The following is a 20,801-nucleotide window of genomic DNA, read 5'->3' as shown; positions in this document are numbered from 1 at the left end:
GCGGGGGAGCGCCGGTGGCCGAGGCGGGGCGATACTCGCCGGGCTAATTGCCGAAGTGCCCCGCGTCCAGTTCCCTGGCCAGGCCGTGTGCCTTGCCCTGGAGGTCTTCGCTGGTGGGAATGTGCTGCCGGTCGGCCGACCACTGGTCGTAGGCGATGCTCACGAGGATGTTCGCGGACCGGAAGACCACCGCGATGTCCCGGTGCACGCCCGACCCCGTGCTGACCAGCTTGTCGTCGATGAACGCGTCGTCGCCGAGGTCGTCGAGGACGCGGGGGAGGAAGCGGGGGTCGGCGGAGGGGGAGCCCGGGGCGGAGGGGCCCGTGGCGGCGCCGGGGGAGGGCGAGCCGGTGGCGGCGCCGCCCTGCGGGTGCGTGCCCGCGCTCGCGGAGGGCGAGGGCGAGGGGGTGGAGGGGGACGCCGAAGCGGAGGAGCTGGGGATCTTCGCGGCGGTCGCCTGGCGCGCGTAGAGCTCCTGCGCCCGCTCCTCGTCGCTGACCCCCGGCTGGTACGACACCACGCGCTCGAAGTCGACCGACAGGTGCCGGGTGCCCTCCGGGGTCTCCAGCTTCCAGCGGCAGCCGACGCGGCGGTCGGTGTCGTAGGTGATGGCGGCCTGGCCGCGGTAGAGCTTCCGGAGCTCGGGGTCGCTGTCGTCGTCGCCGGCGGGCAGCATGCGGCGCAGGGTGTCCCGGTTCACATAGCCGCAGGGCTCGGGGAGGCTGCGGTATTTGCCCGGTTCCCCGGCCGGGGCCGTCGAACCGGTGCGGCCGGTCTTCGCGTCGTCGCCCCCGCCGTGGCCGCCGGAGGAGCCGCCGCAGGCGGTGACGACCACCGCGAGCAGTGCCGCAGCCAGTGCGGCGGCCGGTGCGTACGCCCTTCGCTGCACTGTCCGTGGCTCCCTTCGCCCTGCGGCTCGTCGCCCTCGCCCGTCGCGCTCACGCGGGTGCTCGCGCGAAAACGGGTTGCCGCCGGGAAGGCGGCGGCTGGAAGGTATGTCTACCGCACGTGCCGCCCGGTCTGCCGGTTCCCTGTCGTGAATCGTCAGATTTGTCCGGCTTTTGCGTTATCTTGCTTTTACGGGGTTATGAGGAAAACGATGTCCTACACCGAGGTACCCGGCGTCCGTGTACCGATCCGCATGTGGGCCGACCCGGCCACGGTCGAGGGCGTTGCCATGCAGCAACTCCGCAACGTCTCCACCCTGCCCTGGATCGAGGGCCTCGCGGTGATGCCGGACGTCCACTTCGGCAAGGGCGCCACGGTCGGCTCGGTGATCGCGATGCGGGGCGCGGTGTGCCCGGCGGCGGTCGGCGTGGACATCGGCTGCGGCATGTCGGCGGTCCGGACGTCCCTGACGGCGGACGACCTCCCGGCGGACCTGTCCCGGCTGCGCTCGAAGATCGAGGCGGCGATCCCGGTGGGCCGGGGGATGCACGACGACCCGGTGGACCCGGGCCGGCTGCACGGCGTGCCGACGGCGGGGTGGGCGGACTTCTGGCGGCGGTTCGGCGGAGTGGCCGAGGCGGTCAAGTTCCGTCAGGACCGCGCGGTGAAGCAGATGGGTTCGCTCGGATCCGGTAACCACTTCATCGAGTTCTGTCTCGACGAGACGGGCGCGGTCTGGCTGATGCTGCACTCCGGCTCCCGGAACATCGGCAAGGAGCTCGCCGAGTACCACATCGGCCAGGCCCGGAAGCTGCCGCACAACCAGGACCTGATCGACCGTGACCTCGCCGTCTTCGTCTCCGACACCCCGCAGATGGCGGCCTACCGGCACGACCTCTTCTGGGCCCAGGAGTACGCGAAGCACAACCGCGAGATCATGATGGCGCTCTTCCAGGACGTGGTCCGCAGGGAGTTCGTGAAGGCGAAGCCGACCTTCGAGCCCGTGATCTCCTGCCACCACAACTACGTGGCGGAGGAGACCTACGACGGCAAGGAGCTGCTGGTCACCCGCAAGGGGGCGATCCGCGCGGGCGAGGGCGACTTCGGCATCATCCCGGGCTCGATGGGCACCGGCTCGTACATCGTGCGCGGCCTCGGCAACGCGGCGTCCTTCAACTCCGCCTCCCACGGCGCGGGCCGCAAGATGAGCCGCAACGCCGCGAAGAAGCGCTTCTCCACCCAGGACCTGGAGGAGCAGACGCGGGGCGTGGAGTGCCGCAAGGACTCCGGCGTCGTGGACGAGATCCCGGGCGCCTACAAGCCGATCGAGAAGGTCATCGAGCAGCAGAAGGACCTGGTCGAGGTCGTCGCCAAGCTCAAGCAGGTCGTCTGCGTCAAGGGCTGAGGCCCGCGGCCCGCGGGGCGCGTCACGCGTCCTGCGGGTACCAGCGCAGCTCCACCGTGTTGCCGTCCGGGTCGAGGACGTAGACGGACTCCGCGTCGCCGCGGGCGCCGTAGCGCTTGCCCGGACCGTCGACGACGGTGAAGGTGCCCGCGTCGATCACCGCCTGCCAGTCCAGCGGCTCCACCACCAGGCAGATGTGGTCGACGTTGGACTCGCCGCGGGCGCGGTCGACCAGGTCGATGATGGTCGTGGCGGAGACGCGCACCGACGGGAAGGGCGCCTTCCCCGCGCGCCACTCCTCGACGCGGACGGGCTCCAGGCCGAGCGGGCCGCAGTAGAAGGCGAGGGCCCGCTCGACGTCGGAGACGTTCAGGACGAGGTGGTCGAAGCCGGTGACGCGCATGGGAGTTCCTTTCGCACGGGCCGTCCCCCGTGGTGGCCGATGTGCCGAAGGTAGCTCCTGATGATCTTCCCCGTCATCGGTCTCCGGTCCTGCGTCCGAGGTCCCGGGCCCGTTCAGCCCTCGCGGTGCACCTTGTGGTTGGCGGCCTGCGCCCGCGGGCGCACGACCAGCAGGTCGATGTTCACGTGCGAGGGGCGGGTGACCGCCCAGGTGATGGTGTCCGCCACGTCCTCGGCCGTCAGCGGCTCGGCGACCCCGGCGTAGACCGCGGCGGCCTTCTCCTCGTCGCCGCGGAAGCGGGTGACGGCGAACCCGTCCGTCTTCACCATGCCCGGGGCGATCTCGACGACCCGCACCGGCTGCCCGCACAGCTCCAGCCGCAGCGTCTCGGCGATGACGTGCGCGCCGTGCTTGGCCGCGACATAGCCGCCGCCGCCCTCGTAGGTGCCGAGCCCGGCGGTGGAGGAGACGATCAGCACGGTGCCGTCCCCGCTCCGCACGAGGCGGGGGAGCAGCGCCTGGGTCAGGTTGAGCACGCCGAGCACGTTGACCTCGTACATCGTGCGCCAGTCCGCGGGGTCGGCGGTCGCGACGGGGTCGGCGCCGAGCGCGCCGCCGGCGTTGTTGACCAGGACGTCGACGGACTCGAAGTCGTCCAGCCGGTCGGCGAAGGCCAGGACGGCCGCGCGGTCGGTGACGTCGAGCTCGTGGGCGACCGCCTCGTGGCCCGCCGCGGTGAGCTCCGCGGCCAGGGCCTCGATACGGTCCTTGCGGCGGGCGGTGAGGACGACGCGGTGGCCCGCGGCGGCCAGCTGCCGGGCGGTGGCGGCACCGATGCCGCTGCTCGCGCCCGTGATGACAGCGGTGCGGGTGCTCATGGTGGGCCTCCTGGAGTGCGGCGTGCGGGATCCGCTCGCAGGATATGCGGGCGCTGTTCGAGCGGCCGTCCCGGCCGGTGCGCGGGCGGCGTCAGCGGCCGCGCGGCGCGTACATGATGATCGCGACCCCGGCGAGGCAGACCAGCGCGCCGGCCACGTCGTAGCGGTCGGGGCGGTAGCCGTCCGCGACCATGCCCCAGGCGAGGGACCCGGCGACGAAGACCCCGCCGTACGCGGCGAGGATGCGGCCGAACTCGGCGTCCGGCTGGAGCGTGGCGACGAAGCCGTACGCGCCGAGGGCGATCACCCCGGCGCCGATCCACGCCCAGCCCCTGTGCTCCCGCACGCCCTGCCAGACGAGCCAGGCGCCGCCGATCTCCAGGAGCGCGGCGACGAGGAAGAGGGCGATGGAGCGGAAGGTGAGCATGGGAGGCACGCTACGTGCCGGGCGGGGCTGTGAGCGCGTCGACCGGAGCCGGCCGGTGGCCCCGCCCTCCCCTGACGGGGGCACCGGCCGGCCCGTCTACGACCACGGGGCGACCGGCAGGGCGGGAGGCGTCCGGCGCGTCCGAGGGAGACGGCGGCCGGGGGCCGGGGCCACGGGCTCACCCTAGGACGGCGGCGGGCTCTCCGGAAGGCGGCCGGGCGGTCTGCCGCACCGGTGGGTGAGGTCTCGGCCATCGGCGGGTACAGACTCTTCGAGAGTCAACCACCGATCGCCGCACCCGAAGGCGGTCTCCGGCGATTTTCATACCTTCGGGAGCCTGAACCGCGTCCTGACCCTTGTGCGGCGGCGGTGGCCCGTATCTTCGTAGCAGCTGCCCCGGACCTTGGTGGCGACGGTGTGCAAGGCCCTGTTTCCCTGCCGCTGTCTCATGCCGTCCACGCAGGGGGAGCACTCGTGACCGAGTGGCAGAGCGCGTCGCGTATCCGTGTGGTGGGCCGGTGGGGTGTGCTGCGGCTGGCCGGTGAGCTCGACATCGAGTCGGTGCCGGAGGTCGAGGCGCTGCTGGTGCGGCTGCTGGCGCTGGAGAAGCCCGTCGTGGTGATGGACCTGCGCGAGGTGACGTTCTTCGACTGCGCGATCCTGGGCGTGATGTGCAGGGCCCGCACCGGAGTGCTCGCGTCGGGCGGCCGGTTCGCGGTGCTGTGCACCCGGCCGTGGGCGCTGAAGGTCATGCGGCTGGCCGATCTGCTGGAGGTCTTCGGACCGGTGGCCTCGCTGATGGATTTGGCCGATCTCGACGCCCTCGACGGCAGTCCCGACCGGGGCTCCCGGGCGTAGGGTGAAGGCGACAGGCCGCCCGTTCCGGGTGGCGTGTGGGGGTTCGGCCCGGGAAGCGGGTGGCATCTGTGGCTACCAGCACGGGCATGGCCCGCGTGCTGCGCGACATGTCCTCACGCTCGGGCCCCGGACTGATCGGCGGGGACCCGGCGGAGTGCGCCCGGGTCCTGGGTGTGGACGGGGTCGCGGTCTCCCTCGCCACGGACGGGTCGCTGAGCGAGCTGGTGTGGTCCTCCCCGGGTGTCAGCGAGCGCCTGGAGGACGAGCAGTACACGCTCGGCGAAGGGCCGGGAGTGGACGCCCTGGGATCCTGTGCGGTGATCGTCGAGCCGGATCTGGGGCGGGTCCGCCCCGACCGGTGGCCCGCGCTGCTCCCGGCACTGACGGGGCTGGGCGTGGACGCCCTCTTCTGCTTCCCCCTGCGGATCGGCGGCGCGTGCCTGGGCGTACTGACCGCGCAGCGGACCGGCGTGGGCCCGCTGACGGCCGTCGCCATGGACGACGCCCTGATCCTCGCCGCGGCGGTGACCGCGGTGGCGCTGGACGGCGGGAAGCACGCCGCGGCGTTCGCCTCCGCCGAGTCCGGCGCCCAGCTGCACCGGGCCGTCGTCCACCAGGCCAGCGGGATGATCAGCGTCCAGGCGCGGGTGACCGTCGCCCAGGCCCTGGTGCTGCTGCGCGCCCACGCCTATCGGCACGAGCTTCCCCTGATGCGGGTCGCGGAGGAAGTCGTGTCCCGCCGATTGAGCTTCCGACACACTGACGACGGGCCGGACCCGTCTTTCGAGAAAAGGGGATGATGGCCATGGCTAGCCAGCAACGCACGCTGGAGATCCTGGTCGAGGCCGTCGATTCGCTGATCGACGACTTCGATCTGATCGAATTCCTGCACCGGCTCGCCGCTCGTTGCGTCGAACTGCTCGACATCGAAGCCGTCGGCGTGATGATCGTGAACCCCTATGGCGAGTTGCAGGTCATCGCCGCTTCGGACGAGCACACCCGGCTGCTGGAGCTGTTCGCGCTGCAGCACGACCAGGGCCCGTGCGTGGAGTGCTACCGCACCGGTCAGGCGCAGCTGGACATCGATCTGTCGTCCCCCCGGGCGACGTCGGATTTCGGGCCCTTCGCGGCCCGCGCCCGCGCGGCGGGTTTCCGTACGACGCACGCCATTCCCATGCGGCTGCGGCATCAGGTCATCGGTGCGCTGAACCTCTTCGACTCCCGTGGCGGGCGGATCTCCGAGCCCGATGTCCAGCTGGCCCAGGCGCTGGCGGACGTGGCCACGATCGCCATCCTGCAGCAGCGCACGATCGAGCAGGGCAACCTCGACAAGGCGCAGTTGCAGGCCGCGCTCCACAGCCGGGTGGTGATCGAGCAGGCCAAGGGTGTGCTGGCCGAGCGCTGGCAGGTGGGCCTGGACGAGGCCTTCGAGAGCCTGCGGAACTATGCCCGCCCGCGGCAGCTGCGGCTGGTGGATCTCGCCCAGGAGGTGGTGCAGGGCAGCCTGGACACCGACCTGATCGCACCGCGCTGACCGTCGGACGGGACCGGGCGGGCCGGAGCGGTCAGGGCCAGACCAGGCAGTACGGCTGGTGGCCGTTCTCGTGCAGGCGGTGGGAGAAGTCCTGCCACTCGCGGAGCAGCTGGTAGACGGTGAACGCGTCCCGCGGGCCGCCGCGGTCGGGGACGGTGGACCAGATGAAGGCGGCGGCGCCCACCGATTCCTCGCCGATTCCGCGCAACGGGTCGACGACGGTCATCGGGAGCTTGACGACGGCGTAGTCGGGGTGGAGAACGACCAGTTCGAGCGGGGGGACCTTGTGCAGGGGTATGCCCTCGATGCCGGTGAGGACCATCGCGGCCATCGTCTCCGGCTTGATCTTGGTGAACATGCCGCCCATGCCGAGCTCGTCACCGCCGAGCTCTTCGGGGCGCATGGAAATGGGAACGTTGGCCGCGGCGGCGCTGTTGGGCGCCCCGAAGTACTTGTAGGTCACCCCCACTCGGCCACCACTCCTGCTGCTTGCCACGCCGTCTTCTTCGCGGCGGCCCCTGTGACGCCCCCCGCGTGACCTCTGGGCTCGCTCGGGCCCCAGGTCATCGGTGCCCTCGCCCAGTCCGCCACCGCGATGCATATCTCCACCCGACCGCTTTTTTACGCAGCACAGCCCCCGCCGCGCAACCCGATCATCGTCTCAGAGACCTCCCCCGTGAACGGCGTGTGAAACGCCCGAAGACGACTCGGTGCGCGGCTCTGAGACCATGGCTAGCGTGAGCTACCCATATGAAGCCCCAGCTTCACTGAGTTGGGGTGGTTAGGGTACCGTTCCCGTGTGACCCACACCACTGAAGCTGGGCACCCGGAGCACGTTGCAGTCGTGCTCCGGGTAGCAGCAGGGTATACCCGTCAGTCGAAGAAGAAATCCGACAAGTCGGAAGCCAGTCCGCAGACGCAGGACAGGGCCACGGAAAAGAAGGCCCGGGACCGCGGCTGTAAATTCGCGGGTCATTATCGCGATATCGGCGTTTCCGGCTACGACTCGAACGCGAAGCGCAAGAATTTCGAGCGGCTTCTGAATGATTGCCGCGCCCGCAAGATCCAAGAAATCATCGTCTTCAACGTCACTCGGTTCTCTCGCCGGGAGCCGAAGGACGCAATCCCCGTAGTCCTTGAGCTTTTCTCGCTCGGGGTCACGATCACCTCCGTTTCGGAGGGGTCGTTCTCGCCGGACAACACGATGGAACTCATCATGTTGATCATGCGGCTCGATGCGGCGCACCAGGACAGCAAGGACAAGAGCGAATCAATCGCTGGCGCCAAGCGTGTGGCCAAGCAATTGGGCGGGTGGACGGGCGGGGCTCTGCCCTACGGGATGGAGAGCTACCCCGTGCCCGAGAAGAGGATGGTGGACGGCAAGGAGGTCGTCGTCACCATCCGCCTACTCCGTCCCGTCCCTGCAAGCGAGGATAGAACGGACCAGGGCAGCGTGATCCTCCGCATGGTGGACCGCGTCTTCGAATTCAAGGACAAGCCTTGGATGGGGAAGAAGAACGCGCATCCGGCTTCGGTAGGCGCTATCGGTACTTGGCTGAACGTGAATCAGGTGCCGAGTCAAAATGGCGGCGCGTGGCGTACGCCCACCGTGAAGCGTGTCCTCTCGGATCCTCGTCTCGCGGGTTTCGCAGCCGATCCGGTGTATCGAAAGGACAGGGAAGGAAACCCCACCCGGACGATTGAGGGCTACAAGATTCTTCGGGATGAGACAGGCGAGCCCATTTCAATCGGGGAAGCACTCATCCCTCCTCCTCGGTGGTTCGAGCTCCAAGTGTGGCTGGATGGGCGAGAAGGCGTGAAGGGGGTGACCTGGAGTGCGTCGTACCTTTTGACGGCCATGGACAAGCTCAAGTGCGAGTGCGGCCGCCCTTTGACCGGCTCGCCGGGCGTCTACAAGTGCAGCCGGGCGTCCGGTGTGGTGGAAGCCGGCAAGCATGAGGGCGGGCTCACCATCAACCAGGCGGAGGTGGACGAGTACGTGGCCCGCCGGATCATGGCCGTCCTCATGACCGCGGAGGGTAAGCCGGAGACTCTCGCCATCATCGCGGAAGCCACCCTCAGGCTGGCGAAGCTCATGGAGCGGCCCGAGATGAGCGGTGAACGTGCCGCACTCACGGGGGAGCGCGCAGAGATCACCAACTCCATCACCCGTCTCTACGACGACCTCAACTCGGGCATCTACGAGGGCAAGATCGGTAGGGCCCGCTTCCTGGCCGACAAGGAGTCGCTGGAGAGCCGCCTCGCAGCGATCGAGCGTCGGATCGAGGACGTGGGCGGACCGGAGGTGCCCGTGCTTCCGATCGAGGAGTGGACCTACACCGAAGACCCGAATGGTGACCCGTTGGGAGAGGGCTCCTGGTGGAAGAACGCCACCGTCGCCGACCGGCGCATGTTGGTCGGGTTGTTCGTGGACGAAGTCCGCGTGAGTAAGGCGGCAGGCAGGGGCGGTAGTCGCCGTACCTGTCGGGCGGAGGAGCGCGTGGAGCTTCGGATGGCAGGGCAGCGGCGGCAAGGGGAGACCACGGCTGCTGCGTAAGGCGCAGAGGAAGCCCCGAGGGGGAATCCTCCTCGGGGCTTTCGCTTGGCCGTCGTGCAGTGCCTTATCCAGATGCCGCTTCGTACCAGGGGCCGAGAACCTTGATGACCGGTTTTCGGTACGACACCCGCGTGCCGCTCCTCGTGGTGCATGTGACGAGTTCCATGCCGAGTTCCGCCAACGCTCGGCGACCGATGCGCTCAAGAGCCGCCGTCACATTTTGCATGGACTCGGCGAGCTTCCAACTCGTCGATCTGTAGAAGAAGAGGCCGAGAGCCGTGGCATCAGCCAGGCGGAACGTGATCACCGAGTTTGGCTGTGGTCCCCGAAATTCCATTGCCGCGGCATTCCGCTCCGCAAAGGTCGGAGGGCAACCGCATGGCGTGCCTCGCTTGTCCGTGGGGCTCAGAAACTCAGCACCGTCACAGTGGTGCACGAGCTGAGAGCTCTTCCACAGCCGCATTTCGGTGGAAACTGCGGTCGGGGTATCCACGACGATCCTCACCTTGTCCGTGTCGGTGAGGATCTCCAGGCAATCCCCGCCATCGGTTCTCCGTCTCTCGGGTTGTCCTCCCATCAGCCGGGATACCGCCTTGGCTATGTCCGGTTCGCTGGTTGTGACACACCAACTCGGGAGCGAGACAGGAAGGTTGTCCACGATGTGGCCCGAGCGGAGTTGGCCTGCGAGGGCATCAGGCACTCAACACCTCGCGGGCGGTCTCGCGGTTGGTGGCGAGGTCTTGGGCGATTCCGGCGGTGATGAGGGCGGCGCCGGGGGTGTGGCCGGAGCCGGTGTAGCGCCAGTGGGTGTCGGTGATCGCGTCTGGGGTGTCGGGGAGTTGGAGTCCGGCGCGTTCGTGGTCGGCTCGTTCGGTGCGCAGGGCTGTGTAGGTGGTGGAGTAGGCGCGGGATTTGGTGAGGATGTGGCCGCGGTAGCCGAGGGTGTGGGCCCAGGAGCGGAGCCGGAGGGGTTCGTACTCGGGCAGGCCGCCGAGGTGCCAGCAGGTGCGGATGAGGGCCCGGACGTGCGGGGTGGCGGGGACGGTCGCGATGTCGTCCCAGGTCAGGAGCCTGTGGTCGGTGCCGGCTGCGGTGTCGCTGGCGCTTTTGGTGACGTACTTGGCGACGTAGGCGGCGACTGCGTCGTCGGCCAGGCCGAGGGTGTTGTCGGTGGCGCGCAGGGGGCGGGCGTCGAGCTCTGTTCCCCAGCGGAGGGCGTGTTCTCCGGCGGCCGGGCTGTACGGGCTGCGGACGACGACGGAGCGGGCCGCGGCATGGACCGCCGTGGTGAGGAGGTCGGTGGTGGCCCAGGGCGGGGGCGGGGTGTCGGGGCCGTGCGGGCCGTCGAGGCGGACGATGGCGTGGACGTGGACGGCGGCGCGTTTCTGGTACTCGGCGACCTTGGCGAAGGAGAGCCGGGCGTGGTCGGGGAAGCGGGACTGCGCCAGCCCTGCGGCCGAGGCGAGGAGGCGTCGTACGGCGCGGGTGAAGCGGTCCCAGAGCTGTCCGGCGTGTGCGTGCCACAGGACGTGGGCGGGGTAGTCGTAGCAGCCGGGACAGAGCGGTTGCCCGACGAGCCGGTCACCGGTGGCATGGATGGCCAGGCAGCCGAGGGGGCGTCCGTGGTCGCATTCGCCTGCATCGCGCCGGGGGCGGCAGCGCTTCCCGTCCGTGGTGGCGTGGTGGACGGGGCCGAAAGACGGGGCGGTGAGGGTGACGAAGAGCCGGGGGTGTTCACGGACCTTGTCGGGGACGGTTTTGCCGCCGGTGAGTCCGGCGCGCACGAGGTGGAAGGTGTCCCCGGCGTGGAGGCGGGAGCACGGGGCGCAGACGCTCTGACGGCGGTTGCGGCAGCGGACCAGGAGCCGTTCGCCGGGTTCGGCGCGGGTGTCGTAGTGGTGGAGGATCTCGCCCGTGGCCGCGTCGCGGGTGGTGGTGGATCCGGTGAGGTGGACCGGGTGGGCGCAGCCGCCGGTGGCGGTGATCTGCTCCAGCCAGCGGGGGAACTGGGGGTCCTGGGCGAGGCGGATGGCGTCGCGGTCGGTGTCGGAGAGCTGACGCAGGCGCGCCGCGCGTTCGAGGGCGGCGCGCCGGTCAGCCGCGGTGGTCGCGGTGATGGTGGTGATCTCCCGGGGTGAGCCGCTCTGACAGCGGCGCGGATGGTGGCTGGTGGTCCGGGGTCGTCCATGGGGTCGTCCTCTCTGTCAGTGGGCGGGTGTTGGGTTCAGCGGGTGGTGCCGGTGCCGCGGCAGCAGCGGCAGCGCCGCCACCGGCCGGAGCGGGTCTTCCGGCGTCGTTCGCCCTTGCAGATGGGGCACCAGACGGGGCGCATGGGCATGCTGGCCTGCCTCTTCAGTGGGTGTGGGTGAAGCCGGACAGGCACCAGGTCACGAAGCTGTTGATCGTGAAGATCACCGGCGTCTGACCCAGGTAGGTGCCGAAGAGACCGATCAGTACGGCTTCCCACCAGCGCACGTCGCGGGAGCGGACGAGGAGGACGGTGATGATCCCGAGCACCACCACCAGCGGGAAGACGGCGGTGTCCTTCACGTGGCTTCACCCACCCCGGCCATCAGCAGCGCCCGCCGCACGCCCAGGAGTTCCGGGGTGAGGTGCATGCAGGACGCCGCGGTCTTGCGGGCGTCTTCCACCGTCGTCAGGTGGGAGCGGGCCCGGCCCCAGCCGCCATCGGCACCGGTACAGACGGCCACGCCCTTCTCCTCCGAGGTGATCGACTGCGCCACGGTCACCGCGTCCTTATTGAGATCACCGAGGGTCATTTCGGCGGTGCCGGGGTCGTTGACGCGGTGGCAGATGCGGCCGGAGAGCTGGGCGCGCAGGGCGGTGACGCCGGGGCCGAGATCGGAGCCGACCCGCTGCCCGGCCACGACCAGATGCAGGCCGAGGGCCGCGCCGAGCTGGGCGATGCGCAGGAGGTGGACGGAGCACTTCTCCGCCTCCGCCTTGGACTCCTTGGTGCCGTCGGAGAGGTAGAGCTCTGCCAGCTCGTCGACGAGGACGACGACGGGCACGGGGCGGAGCTTGTCGGGCAGTTCCCAGATCGAGCGGACCCCTTCGAACCGGCAGATCTCCATGCGCACTTGCATCTCGGCAACGAGCGCGCCGAGCACTGCCACAGCCTCCTTCCGGCAGGTGGTGAGGGCAGAGAGGCGAGGCTCGAACAGGCCGAGCTCCATACCGCCCTTGCAGTCGATCCCGACCAGAGCGACCGGTTGCGGGGCGAGCTTCACCACCAGCCGGGCAAGGAGCGTGGACTTCCCCGACTGGGTCGCGCCGACGATCAGCCAGTGGGGTACCTGGCGCAGGTTCATCACCCACGCCCCGCCGCTCTCCAGGATCCCGATCAGCGCCGACAGCAACGCCGCAGGCGCGTGCGCCAGGCCGGGCCTCTCAAGCGGGTCTCCGGCGGTGGCGGCCAGGGAGACGAGTCCGCGTTCGGGGGAGGTGACACGTACGGCGTGGACGCGCCAGGCGTGGGCCAGGGCGTCCGCCGCCGCGATGAACGGCCCCGGCGTCTGACCCGGATGCAGCCGCACTTCCAGGCTCAGGCCCGTGCGGGTCGCCCTGGGAAACGAGATCCGCGGAGCGACGGGCCGCAGGGCTTCGCCCTTGACGACCAGGTCACCGACCAGGCCGCGGGACGGGCGGGGCGAGACGGCGAGGTCGTTGAGCTGAGCGACCTTGCGCCAGGTCCGCACCACCCGCACGGCGGTGACGGGGTAGCCGGTGAGGTACCAGAACCACACCGGGTGCCGCTCCCGCACATGGGCGCCGGCGACGACGGCCCAGGCGACGGCCGCGAGTAAGAACGCCAGGGTGATGGGTCCCATCAGGCACCACCCGCCCTCGAAGCAGCAGTGGCCGGGGCGGCGGGGGCGGGGGTGATGGCGGCGGCGCGGAAGCTGATGCCGTGCCGGTCGCCCATGGCCCAGGAGAACGCCTCCAGGCCCGTCACCCGCACCTCACCGCCCTCGACGACGCCCTTGGGCTCGCCGGTGACGGAGATTTCGATGACCGAGATCCGGCGGCCTTCCTGCCGGACCGTGACGGCCACGGTGTAGATCGTGTTGCCCTCCTTGTCCTTCTTGACTTCCTTGGTCTCGAAGCCGGTGAGCTTCGGTTCCGGCGCGACAGCGCACCGCAGTACGCCGAGCCGGGAGACATCAACAGGGATGGACTGCATGGGGTGTTGGCCTCCTTGGCCAATCAGACGCCCTCACCATCAGGACGTCACTCGTGCTGACGAGTGACGACTATGCACCTGTTGTATCCAGCGCGCAAGCACTTATGCTGACGAGTGACGTAAGACCAACGGCCCGTTCACGCAAAGGGAGTTCGACAGTGGGAGAGATCCAGCGACCCGGCGCCCTGTACCAGCAGGTCGCCGCCGAGATCCGCAACGCCATCACCGCGGGCGAGATCCCGCCCGGCGCACCCGTCCCCTCCGAGTCCCAGCTCATGGACCGCTACGGGGTCTCCCGTCCGACCGTGCGCAACGCCGTCGCCGCCCTGCGCTCCGAGGGACTGATCGAGGTCATCCACGGCAAGGGCAGCTACGTCCGCGCCCTGCCCGCACCGGTCAACACCATCAACCGGTCCGTCGCCAGCACCGGCCGCACGTTCAGCGTCCTCGGTGACGAGGTGTGGGAGCCGGTCGAGGAACCGGCTGCCTACCGCACCACCGCCACGGCAGTCACCGGCCCCCAACTGGGCCTGGACGAGGGGGAAGCGCTCTTCGCCTGCGACTGGCTACTGATCGACCCCAAGACCGGCACACGCCTCATGCACCGGATCCTGATCCCGTTCGCCACGGCCGAGGGGACGGGGCTGGGTGAGGCCCCGGACAGCCAGCCGACGGAGATCTACGCGGCCCTCGCCAAGGCCGGGCACAAGCTGTGGTGGTCCGAGACCGTCGGCGCCCGCATCCCCAGGCCCGACGAACGCGCCACCCTCCAGCTCACCGACGCCACCGCCGTCCTCCACACCACCCGCATCACCCACGGCATCGACGACCAGGCGCTGCTTCTCGAAGAGCTCCGCGTCAGCGCTGATCGCGCCCAACTCGCCTACCGCATCACGCCGGACAAGGCCCCTGCCCGCCGCGCCCGCGCCTGAGCTTCTTACCCCTCCGCGGGGATGAGACTCACGTGAGTGATGAGCCTATGCCAACTCAGCAGCCCGAGCCCTCGCGAGGTCGTTGCGGCTGGTCAGGGTGTCGGGGTGGGTGTCACCTAGTACCTGCTCGCGCTGAGCGAGGACGGCCTCGTGCAAGGGGATGGCCCGGGCGAGATCCCCGGCATTCCTGTATGCACTTGCGAGGTTGCTGCGGCTGGTCATGGTCTGGGGGTGGGTGTCGCCGAGCACCTGCTCGCACTGGGCAAGTGTGGCCTCGTATAGGGGGATGGCTCGGGCGAGGTTCCCGGCCTCCTCGTACGCACCTGCGAGGTTGTTGCGGCTGGCCAGGGTGTCGGGGTGGGTGTCGCCGAGCACCTGCTCGCGCTGAGCGAGGACGGCCTCGTGCAAGGGGATGGCCCGGGCGAGATCCCCAGACTCCCCGTACGCACCTGCGAGGTTGCTGCGGCTGGACAGAGTGTCAGGGTGGGTGTCGCCGAGCACCTGCTCGCACTGGGCAAGTGTGGCCTCGTACAGGGGGATGGCCCGGGCGGGATCCCCGGCCTCCTGGTACGCGTATGCGAGGTTGTTGCGGCTGGCCAGGGTGTCGGGGTGGGTGTCGCCGAGCACCTGCTCGCGCTGAGCGAGGACGGCCTCGTATAGGGGGATGGCTCGGGCGAGATCCCCGGCATTCCTGTATGCACTTGCGAGGTTGCTGCGGCTGGTCATGGTCTGGGGGTGGGTGTCGCCGAGCACCTGCTCGCACTGGGCAAGTGTGGCCTCGTATAGGGGGATGGCTCGGGCGAGGTTCCCGGCCTCCTCGTACGCACCTGCGAGGTTGTTGCGGCTGGCCAGGGTGTCGGGGTGGGTGTCGCCGAGCACCTGCTCGCGCTGAGCGAGGACGGCCTCGTGCAAGGGGATGGCCCGGGCGAGATCCCCAGACTCCCCGTACGCACCTGCGAGGTTGCTGCGGCTGGACAGAGTGTCAGGGTGGGTGTCGCCGAGCACCTGCTCGCACTGGGCAAGTGTGGCCTCGTACAGGGGGATGGCCCGGGCGGGATCCCCGGCCTCCTGGTACGCGTATGCGAGGTTGTTGCGGCTGGCCAGGGTGTCGGGGTGGGTGTCGCCGAGCACCTGCTCGCGCTGAGCGAGGACGGCCTCGTATAGGGGGATGGCTCGGGCGAGGTTCCCGGCCTCCTCGTACACGTATGCGAGGTTGTTGCGGCTGGTCATGGTCTGGGGGTGGGTGTCGCCGAGCACCTGCTCGCGCTGAGCAAGTGTGGCCTCGTATAGGGGGATGGCTCGGGCGAGGTTCCCGGCCTCCTGGTACGCGTATGCGAGGTTGTTGCGGCTGGTCAGGGTGTCGGGATGGGTGTCACCCAGTACCTGCTCGCACTCGGTCAGGTCCCTCGCGAGCAGTGGGATGGCACGTGCCATCTGCCCGGCTCGCTGTACGTGGTTGTTTGCCGCGGCGAAGAGTTCGAAGGTGTCTTCGGTAGCACTCCCGGTCGGGATGCTGGCGGCGAGCGCTGTGATGTGCGGCAGGAGCCCTTCCCATTGACGTGTGGCTGAAGGCAGGGGCTCGTCGGGCGAAGGCAGGGCGTACAGCAGGGCCTGCTCCGCCGCCGATCTTCCCGGTGGCATCTGGGCGTCGCCTATGGAGAGGTTCGTGCGCAGGACGGCTTGCAGGAGGCGGTGAATGCTGAGTGTGGAGCCTGCGAGGGTGATCATGTTGTAGGAGTGGAGGACGCCGAGTGCGTCGTCCAGGGCGTCCGGGTCCTCCTCGGGAGCGAGTGGGGTCAGGAGAGCGCGGGGAATGCCGTCGGGGGCGAGCCAGGCCATCGCCTCCAGGACTGTCACGGCCAGAGGGTCGCGCTTGGTGATGGCGGTGAGGGACTGGTCCCAGACCCGGGACACCGTGCGTTGGGGGTCGATGCCGTCGGACCTCTTGGACAGCATCCGTGGCAGGGCCTGCCGGTAGGCGGCCATGTCCTTGCCCGTCTGATGGAGATAGGCGCCGGCCTGTTCCAGGGCAAGCGGCAGATAGCCCAGATCCTGCGCAAGGTACTCGGCCTCCTGGCGCTGTCCGGCGCTGGTTTCTTTGCCGTCGTAGGCGAGGGCGCACAAGAGATCGGCGGACGCGGTGGGGCTGAGCAGGTCCAGGGGCAGGGTGGGGGCGATGGTGTGCCAACTGGTGGCCTTCCGGCTGGTGGCCAGGTGGTGCCCGCCGGGCAAGGCTCCGAGATAGGGGCGCAGAGTGTTGGGGTCTTCCACGTTGTCGAAGATCAGCAGCCAGCCCGGATGCCATTGCAGCCACGTCATGGCCCACGCGATGCGTTCCTCCGTGCTTGCACCGTAAGCCCAGTGCGGGCACAGCCGTCCTGCCAAGGCTGAGAGACCGGCCTCGATCAGCTCGGACGATTCGGCGCTGATCCACCACACCAGGGCGTATCTGTGGCGGTAGTGCAGGGCATAGTGCAGGGCCAGGGTGCTCTTCCCAATGCCCCCCAGACCGTGCACCGCAGCTGGCTGCGTCACCGCGGCATCACCCAACGTGCTCAGCATGGAGTGCAGTAGATCCAGCGTGTCATCACGGCCGACGAACACGCCCGACACCGAAGCCGGAAGATTGGCCGTGCCAGGCGGTGCCTCTATCTCCCGCACCCAGCGCACGGCTTCCGGCGGTAGCGTGACAAAGCGCGCATGGTCCCCCGTGACCGCGAGCTCCACCGCAAGCGCCGCAATCGAACCCTTCCCCGACGCTTCAACCCCGGGTTCCCCAGAGGCGTTGGGTACGGTCACGGCCGGATGGTGTTGTGGTCACCGCTGACCGCAGTCGTGATCGTCTGCGCAGCAATGGACCGCTCACCGGACGCCGTCACCGTCACCGGCCCCGTCGGCACCAGCGCGGACAGCTCCTTCAACAGCTCAGCGTCCTCACGCAGCGCCCGCTTGATCTGCTGCCGCAACGCCGCCGCAGCATCCTCATCGCCCGGCTCCGCGGCCACATCCTGCACCGCCGCCTCCAGTGCTGCACGCTCCTGTGCGCCCCGCCGCCGCCAGACCGCATGCAGCACACGCCGCCCGATATTCGCCGTCGCATCGACAGCGGCATCCTCCGCCCGCCCCAACACACCGACCCCATAGGCACCCAGAGCAGCCGTCAGGTACGGCCCCACCTGATCCATCACCGTGACGATCTCAGTATCCATCCCCACACCTCTTTCCTCGCCCGCCGCGGTGCACCGCCTGGCGCACTCACGGTCCCCCGAGCGTATGAACCTGCCAGACCGCCTGACCAGCAAAACGCCAAAACCGCAGCGCCCAGTTCCCAGACGCAACCGCGATCGGTCGAAACCTTCTTCACTTACTCAAGGGCGCGCCTGCGGCGCGCCGGGCGGCCGGGCCGCCCCGGACCGGGCTGCGGCCTGACGGCCGGTCCCGGCCGGGCGCCCCACCGCCCGCAACCCGGCACACCCGCGACCGCACGAAGACCTTCGACGAACGGCTCGCGAGCGGCAGCGCGCGCCCTCGGGTCGTCCGCACCAAACGCCGTCGAGCAGGCGTGGCACCCTTCACGGCACAGACAACGTGGCCAGGCCGAGTGGGCGGTTGCTGGAAGCACACGCGCGCTTGATCGTCCGGCCGCCCCGCCGTCTCGGCTGGCTTTCCGTGGCCGAGGCCCAAGCTGGCCAGCACCGCAGCACCCGTCGACATCCACGACCAGGTCCACCACGGCCGAGGCCCGCAAAGCCCGATCAGCTCGCCTTCCCGAACCGCGCAGCCAGCCGCGTCACCTCCACGGCCGCCGCCGTCGACAGCTCCAGCCGCACCACACCCGAGCCGTCCGCCGCCGAGCCCGCCCGCAACCGCACCCCAGACGCCTCCACGCCAGCCGACACCAGCGCCTGACCGAGCTCCGCCGCCGCGTCGCGCGCCGCAGCCCAGCCCGTCACGTAGTCGACCCCGCGCACCCACAGCGCCGCGTCCGGGTCGAACTCCTCAGCCCCGAACTCCACGTTGCCGATCTCGAACGCCTCATCACCCGGCCCGGACATCAACTCGCCACCCCTCAAAGAATCTTGACTGATTCTGGATCTTGTCGGGGCATCGCACGAACACACGACGAGTGCCCCGGTACCATCGGCACCGGGGTCCTCGAGATCCCTTCCGGACCACCCCCACCTGCCAAGGAATCAGGGGTGGTCCGGTCTCATGTCTGGTGTGTGCGGTCTTGCTCCGGTAACCACCCGGAGCAAGACCGCAGGCGGTGCACGGACAACACCGCCTCCCTCAAGAACGGGCTGACCTGCCAAGCGGTGGAGACCCGTACCGAGGAATCAAGGACGAGGCCGCCATCCCTCCGAGGAATCGGCCACCGCGCCCGGTCTGGTTGCTGCGCGCGGTCCGGCCCCTGGTTCCGTACGTCACCAAGAGGCCGGACCGCTGGCAGCGGCTGGAGCAGGCAACCGCCGCCATCCCCTCCCGGCACGTTTGACGGCGAGCGTCCGCAGCGCGGCGCGTTGGGGGCCGTGCTGCGGGCGTTCCGTGCCGGGGGAGTTGAGGAGGCGCAGGCGTCCTTCCTGCCTGACGACCGCGCCCTACCTATCGAGGCTGACCGGGCCCTGTCCGGGCTGCCGTCAGCGCGCTTCCCGGCGTGACCGCCGCCAAGTGCGCTGAACTCTGGTCACGGCGTTCGCGTTGACCCTTATCGAAGGGCCGGTCTTGAACACCATCACGACCTCGCTGCGCCCGTGGGAGAGGTGGAGCAAGCGGGCTTCCTTCACCTGCCGCTGCTCGTCTCCGACGGTCACCGTGTCGCCGCGCTGGACCATGTACGCCAGCAAGCGCATCACGCCCACCCTTCACGCGGTGCCGTCACCACGGCCCACACCGACTTCCCGACCCCGTTCCGGCCGCTCACGCCCCAGCGGTCCGACAACTTGGCCACCAGGACGAGGCCCCGGCCGCTCTCCATGCCCTGATCGTTGAGCTGAGGGCGCGTGTCGTCGGCGTCGTCAACCTGGATGCGTACTCCGTTGGGCTGAGGGAGGAACTGCGTCTCGATCTCCCGCCCCGGCGGCACGCGGGCGTGGACGACGGCGTTCGTCATCAGCTCGGAGAGCACCAGGAGCGCCGCGTCCTCGATCGCCGCGAGACCCCAATTCGCCAGGGCACTGCCCAGTTCGCCCCGCGCGCGTCTGACGGACATCGGGCGTGGCGACCAACGCCGCACCACAGCCTGCCCGTTCGTAGAAACAACTGTCTGCTCCATGCCTCACAGCGTCGCGGTTGCGCAGGGGCCGCAATAAGGCCCATTGGGATACCCACAGTGGGTAGCATCACCTCAGGCGGCACCGTAGAGACGACCAGTGCAGGTCACCCGACTCGGAGCACCCGCATGCCTCAGCCTTCGCAACCAGTGGGATTACCGGCGCAGTTGCTGTCCAGCCCGGCCATGGTCGCGGCCTGTCGTGAGCGCGACTTCGGGAAGATCTTCAAGCTTGCCAATCGCGCCGGGTTCAACAATGCGCGCATCTCGCGCCTTGTCGACATGACGCAGAGCCGCATCGGCGAGATCATCGTCGGTCCACGCGGGATCAGGGACATGAACGTCATCGAGCGGATCGCCGATGGCCTGCGCATCCCTGGCCACATGCTCGGGCTGGCCCGCCGGGACTGGGAGCCGCCACCTGTCGCCACCCCCTCGTACCGGCCCGCGGGCGTAGCCCTGTCTGCCCCCGCCGACCCGGTCTGTGCGCTCCCCGGCGCGGATCTGGACAGCATCCTTGCCGTGGCCGCCGGTCCCAGGCTCAGCCCGTCCACGGTCCGTGCGCTCCACTCCTCGATCGAGGACTACTGGCGACGCGACGACGAACACGGCGGTGAGACGCTCCGCCCCGCCGTCGTAGGACAGCTGCGCTACGTCGTGGAACTGCTGAAGGAAGCCGGCGAAGGCGAGTACCGCCGCAACCTCTACGGCGTCGCTGCGGAGCTGGCACGGCTGACCGGCTGGACGTACTTCGACGCCCGGCAGTACAGCCAGGCCCGCACCTACTTCGCCGAGGCACTGCAACTGGCCAAGGCCGTCGATGACCGCCCCTTCATGGCCAACGTGCTCTCGTGCATGAGCCTGCAAGCGACCTACGAAGACCGCCCGGCGGACGCGGTCGCGCTCTCGACCGCGGCCCAGGACTGCGCCCGATGGCACGGCGGTACGCCGCGCGTCATGTCGATGCTGTCCATGAGGGAAGCGTTCGCCCACGCGTCCATGAGCGACCGCTCGGCCACCCACGCCGCGATCAAGGACGCGCACAGCCACTTCGAGCGGATCTCCGACGCGGACGACGATCCGTCGTGGGTCACGTACTTCGATGAGCCCAAGCTGATCGTGGACACCGGCATCGCCCACGGTCGACTCGGGGAAGCCGACGCCGCCGAGCCGCTCGTGGCCGAGGCTCTGAGGCGCGGGCACTCGGGCAATCACCGCGGCCGCGCCTTCCACTCGTTCTGGCTGGCGAACATCCAACTGCAACGCGGCAACCTCGACCAGGCGTGCCACACCGCAGGCGGCGCACTGGAGATCGCTTCAGCTGTCGACTCCGAGAGGGTCACAGGGCACCTCCGGGAGTTCCACGAGTTGCTGGTGCCTCACCGGAAGGCGCCCGCGGTCAGGGCGTTCGAGACGCAGATGCGGGCCGCCCTCCGGTGAGGGCCG

At 69.5% G+C, this 20,801-nt stretch carries 22 protein-coding genes; 7 read left to right on the top strand and 15 right to left on the bottom strand.

The window, feature by feature from the left end:
- Positions 1-43: 43 nt before the first annotated feature.
- Positions 44-889, bottom strand: a complete 846-nt coding sequence (locus DXZ73_RS20955) for a hypothetical protein (protein WP_116212639.1) — start codon at positions 887-889, stop codon at positions 44-46.
- A gap of 210 nt (positions 890-1,099) precedes the next feature.
- Between DXZ73_RS20955 and DXZ73_RS20950 the strand changes: the two genes are divergently transcribed.
- Positions 1,100-2,293: an RtcB family protein gene (locus tag DXZ73_RS20950; protein WP_116212638.1), complete on the top strand. Its 1,194-nt coding sequence runs from the start codon at positions 1,100-1,102 to the stop codon at positions 2,291-2,293.
- 22 nt (positions 2,294-2,315) lie between these two features.
- On the opposite strand, the gene DXZ73_RS20945 is transcribed toward DXZ73_RS20950, so the two are convergent.
- The 3 genes from DXZ73_RS20945 to DXZ73_RS20935 all read right to left on the bottom strand — a co-directional run bounded on the left by DXZ73_RS20945 (position 2,316) and on the right by DXZ73_RS20935 (position 4,001).
- Entirely contained in the window at positions 2,316-2,696 is a 381-nt protein-coding gene (locus DXZ73_RS20945) for a VOC family protein (protein ID WP_116212637.1), read from the bottom strand.
- A 113-nt stretch (positions 2,697-2,809) separates the two neighbouring features.
- Entirely contained in the window at positions 2,810-3,574 is a 765-nt protein-coding gene (locus tag DXZ73_RS20940; RefSeq protein WP_116212636.1) for an SDR family NAD(P)-dependent oxidoreductase, read from the bottom strand.
- A gap of 91 nt (positions 3,575-3,665) precedes the next feature.
- Positions 3,666-4,001, bottom strand: a complete 336-nt coding sequence (locus DXZ73_RS20935; RefSeq protein ID WP_116212635.1) for a YnfA family protein — start codon at positions 3,999-4,001, stop codon at positions 3,666-3,668.
- 474 nt (positions 4,002-4,475) lie between these two features.
- Between DXZ73_RS20935 and DXZ73_RS38255 the strand changes: the two genes are divergently transcribed.
- The 3 genes from DXZ73_RS38255 (at position 4,476) to DXZ73_RS20920 (ending at position 6,393) form a co-directional block, all read left to right on the top strand.
- Positions 4,476-4,859: an STAS domain-containing protein gene (locus tag DXZ73_RS38255; protein WP_162890268.1), complete on the top strand. Its 384-nt coding sequence runs from the start codon at positions 4,476-4,478 to the stop codon at positions 4,857-4,859.
- A gap of 68 nt (positions 4,860-4,927) precedes the next feature.
- On the top strand, positions 4,928-5,659 hold the full coding sequence (locus DXZ73_RS20925) for a GAF and ANTAR domain-containing protein (protein WP_116212633.1): 732 nt from the start codon (positions 4,928-4,930) through the stop codon (positions 5,657-5,659).
- 5 nt (positions 5,660-5,664) lie between these two features.
- Positions 5,665-6,393: a GAF and ANTAR domain-containing protein gene (locus DXZ73_RS20920; RefSeq protein ID WP_338059131.1), complete on the top strand. Its 729-nt coding sequence runs from the start codon at positions 5,665-5,667 to the stop codon at positions 6,391-6,393.
- Between the two features lie 31 nt (positions 6,394-6,424).
- Here the strand turns inward: DXZ73_RS20920 and DXZ73_RS20915 are convergent, their stop codons facing one another.
- The gene (locus tag DXZ73_RS20915; RefSeq protein ID WP_116212631.1) at positions 6,425-6,994 is read right to left on the bottom strand and encodes a hypothetical protein; all 570 of its coding nucleotides are present in this window, start codon (positions 6,992-6,994) and stop codon (positions 6,425-6,427) included.
- Positions 6,995-7,192: 198 nt separating this feature from the next.
- Here DXZ73_RS20915 and DXZ73_RS20910 point away from each other — a divergent pair, with 198 nt between their 5' ends.
- Positions 7,193-8,950 (top strand): recombinase family protein, encoded by a 1,758-nt coding sequence (locus DXZ73_RS20910; protein WP_205519197.1) that lies wholly within the window; start codon positions 7,193-7,195, stop codon positions 8,948-8,950.
- Between the two features lie 64 nt (positions 8,951-9,014).
- On the opposite strand, the gene DXZ73_RS38250 is transcribed toward DXZ73_RS20910, so the two are convergent.
- From DXZ73_RS38250 to DXZ73_RS20885, 5 genes are all read right to left on the bottom strand, one after another.
- Positions 9,015-9,650, bottom strand: a complete 636-nt coding sequence (locus tag DXZ73_RS38250; protein WP_162890267.1) for a hypothetical protein — start codon at positions 9,648-9,650, stop codon at positions 9,015-9,017.
- Positions 9,643-11,013, bottom strand: coding sequence for a replication initiator (locus tag DXZ73_RS20900; RefSeq protein ID WP_116212628.1), 1,371 nt, complete (start codon positions 11,011-11,013; stop codon positions 9,643-9,645). The genes DXZ73_RS38250 and DXZ73_RS20900 overlap by 8 nt, the downstream gene beginning before the upstream one ends.
- A gap of 289 nt (positions 11,014-11,302) precedes the next feature.
- A complete protein-coding gene (locus DXZ73_RS20895; protein WP_116212627.1) occupies positions 11,303-11,500 on the bottom strand; it encodes a hypothetical protein in 198 nt (65 codons plus the stop codon).
- On the bottom strand, positions 11,497-12,801 hold the full coding sequence (locus DXZ73_RS20890; protein ID WP_116212626.1) for an FtsK/SpoIIIE domain-containing protein: 1,305 nt from the start codon (positions 12,799-12,801) through the stop codon (positions 11,497-11,499). The genes DXZ73_RS20895 and DXZ73_RS20890 overlap by 4 nt, the downstream gene beginning before the upstream one ends.
- Positions 12,801-13,154 (bottom strand): hypothetical protein, encoded by a 354-nt coding sequence (locus tag DXZ73_RS20885; protein ID WP_116212625.1) that lies wholly within the window; start codon positions 13,152-13,154, stop codon positions 12,801-12,803. The genes DXZ73_RS20890 and DXZ73_RS20885 overlap by 1 nt, the downstream gene beginning before the upstream one ends.
- A 158-nt stretch (positions 13,155-13,312) precedes the next feature.
- Here DXZ73_RS20885 and DXZ73_RS20880 point away from each other — a divergent pair, with 158 nt between their 5' ends.
- Positions 13,313-14,086, top strand: coding sequence for a GntR family transcriptional regulator (locus tag DXZ73_RS20880; RefSeq protein WP_116212624.1), 774 nt, complete (start codon positions 13,313-13,315; stop codon positions 14,084-14,086).
- A gap of 45 nt (positions 14,087-14,131) precedes the next feature.
- Here the strand turns inward: DXZ73_RS20880 and DXZ73_RS20875 are convergent, their stop codons facing one another.
- The 5 genes from DXZ73_RS20875 to DXZ73_RS20855 form a co-directional block, all read right to left on the bottom strand.
- Positions 14,132-16,648 (bottom strand): tetratricopeptide repeat protein, encoded by a 2,517-nt coding sequence (locus DXZ73_RS20875; RefSeq protein ID WP_116215745.1) that lies wholly within the window; start codon positions 16,646-16,648, stop codon positions 14,132-14,134.
- A gap of 233 nt (positions 16,649-16,881) precedes the next feature.
- Positions 16,882-17,295 (bottom strand): hypothetical protein, encoded by a 414-nt coding sequence (locus DXZ73_RS20870; protein WP_116215744.1) that lies wholly within the window; start codon positions 17,293-17,295, stop codon positions 16,882-16,884.
- A gap of 546 nt (positions 17,296-17,841) precedes the next feature.
- Positions 17,842-18,141, bottom strand: coding sequence for a hypothetical protein (locus DXZ73_RS20865; protein WP_240351430.1), 300 nt, complete (start codon positions 18,139-18,141; stop codon positions 17,842-17,844).
- Between the two features lie 582 nt (positions 18,142-18,723).
- On the bottom strand, positions 18,724-18,936 hold the full coding sequence (locus DXZ73_RS20860) for a hypothetical protein (RefSeq protein WP_162890266.1): 213 nt from the start codon (positions 18,934-18,936) through the stop codon (positions 18,724-18,726).
- Positions 18,936-19,295 carry an ATP-binding protein gene (locus DXZ73_RS20855; protein ID WP_116212622.1) on the bottom strand — a complete coding sequence of 120 codons (360 nt, stop codon included), beginning with the start codon at positions 19,293-19,295 and terminating at the stop codon, positions 18,936-18,938. The genes DXZ73_RS20860 and DXZ73_RS20855 overlap by 1 nt, the downstream gene beginning before the upstream one ends.
- A gap of 189 nt (positions 19,296-19,484) precedes the next feature.
- Between DXZ73_RS20855 and DXZ73_RS20850 the strand changes: the two genes are divergently transcribed.
- Positions 19,485-20,795 carry a hypothetical protein gene (locus DXZ73_RS20850; protein WP_116212621.1) on the top strand — a complete coding sequence of 437 codons (1,311 nt, stop codon included), beginning with the start codon at positions 19,485-19,487 and terminating at the stop codon, positions 20,793-20,795.
- The last annotated feature ends 6 nt before the right edge of the window (positions 20,796-20,801 follow it).

The sequence above is a fragment of the Streptoverticillium olivoreticuli subsp. olivoreticuli genome (genome assembly GCF_003391135.1).
GTDB classification, from domain to species: domain Bacteria; phylum Actinomycetota; class Actinomycetes; order Streptomycetales; family Streptomycetaceae; genus Streptomyces; species Streptomyces blastmyceticus.
Note: the sequence above shows the minus strand (reverse complement) of the source record. Positions and strands in the feature narration are given on the sequence as shown.

What these genes read in the sequence shown, in the direction of transcription:
- DXZ73_RS20875 (WP_116215745.1), bottom strand. Translation starts at nt 16,648, where the DNA reads ATGCTGAGCACGTTGGGTGATGCCGCGGTGACGCAGCCAGCTGCGGTG.
- DXZ73_RS20950 (WP_116212638.1), top strand. Translation starts at nt 1,100, where the DNA reads ATGTCCTACACCGAGGTACCCGGCGTCCGTGTACCGATCCGCATGTGG.
- DXZ73_RS20885 (WP_116212625.1), bottom strand. Translation starts at nt 13,154, where the DNA reads ATGCAGTCCATCCCTGTTGATGTCTCCCGGCTCGGCGTACTGCGGTGC.
- DXZ73_RS20920 (WP_338059131.1), top strand. Translation starts at nt 5,665, where the DNA reads ATGGCTAGCCAGCAACGCACGCTGGAGATCCTGGTCGAGGCCGTCGAT.
- DXZ73_RS20870 (WP_116215744.1), bottom strand. Translation starts at nt 17,295, where the DNA reads ATGGATACTGAGATCGTCACGGTGATGGATCAGGTGGGGCCGTACCTG.
- DXZ73_RS20915 (WP_116212631.1), bottom strand. Translation starts at nt 6,994, where the DNA reads ATGCATCGCGGTGGCGGACTGGGCGAGGGCACCGATGACCTGGGGCCC.
- DXZ73_RS20855 (WP_116212622.1), bottom strand. Translation starts at nt 19,295, where the DNA reads ATGTCCGTCAGACGCGCGCGGGGCGAACTGGGCAGTGCCCTGGCGAAT.
- DXZ73_RS20865 (WP_240351430.1), bottom strand. Translation starts at nt 18,141, where the DNA reads ATGTCCGGGCCGGGTGATGAGGCGTTCGAGATCGGCAACGTGGAGTTC.
- DXZ73_RS20850 (WP_116212621.1), top strand. Translation starts at nt 19,485, where the DNA reads ATGCCTCAGCCTTCGCAACCAGTGGGATTACCGGCGCAGTTGCTGTCC.
- DXZ73_RS20935 (WP_116212635.1), bottom strand. Translation starts at nt 4,001, where the DNA reads ATGCTCACCTTCCGCTCCATCGCCCTCTTCCTCGTCGCCGCGCTCCTG.
- DXZ73_RS20890 (WP_116212626.1), bottom strand. Translation starts at nt 12,801, where the DNA reads ATGGGACCCATCACCCTGGCGTTCTTACTCGCGGCCGTCGCCTGGGCC.
- DXZ73_RS20945 (WP_116212637.1), bottom strand. Translation starts at nt 2,696, where the DNA reads ATGCGCGTCACCGGCTTCGACCACCTCGTCCTGAACGTCTCCGACGTC.
- DXZ73_RS20860 (WP_162890266.1), bottom strand. Translation starts at nt 18,936, where the DNA reads ATGCGCTTGCTGGCGTACATGGTCCAGCGCGGCGACACGGTGACCGTC.
- DXZ73_RS20940 (WP_116212636.1), bottom strand. Translation starts at nt 3,574, where the DNA reads ATGAGCACCCGCACCGCTGTCATCACGGGCGCGAGCAGCGGCATCGGT.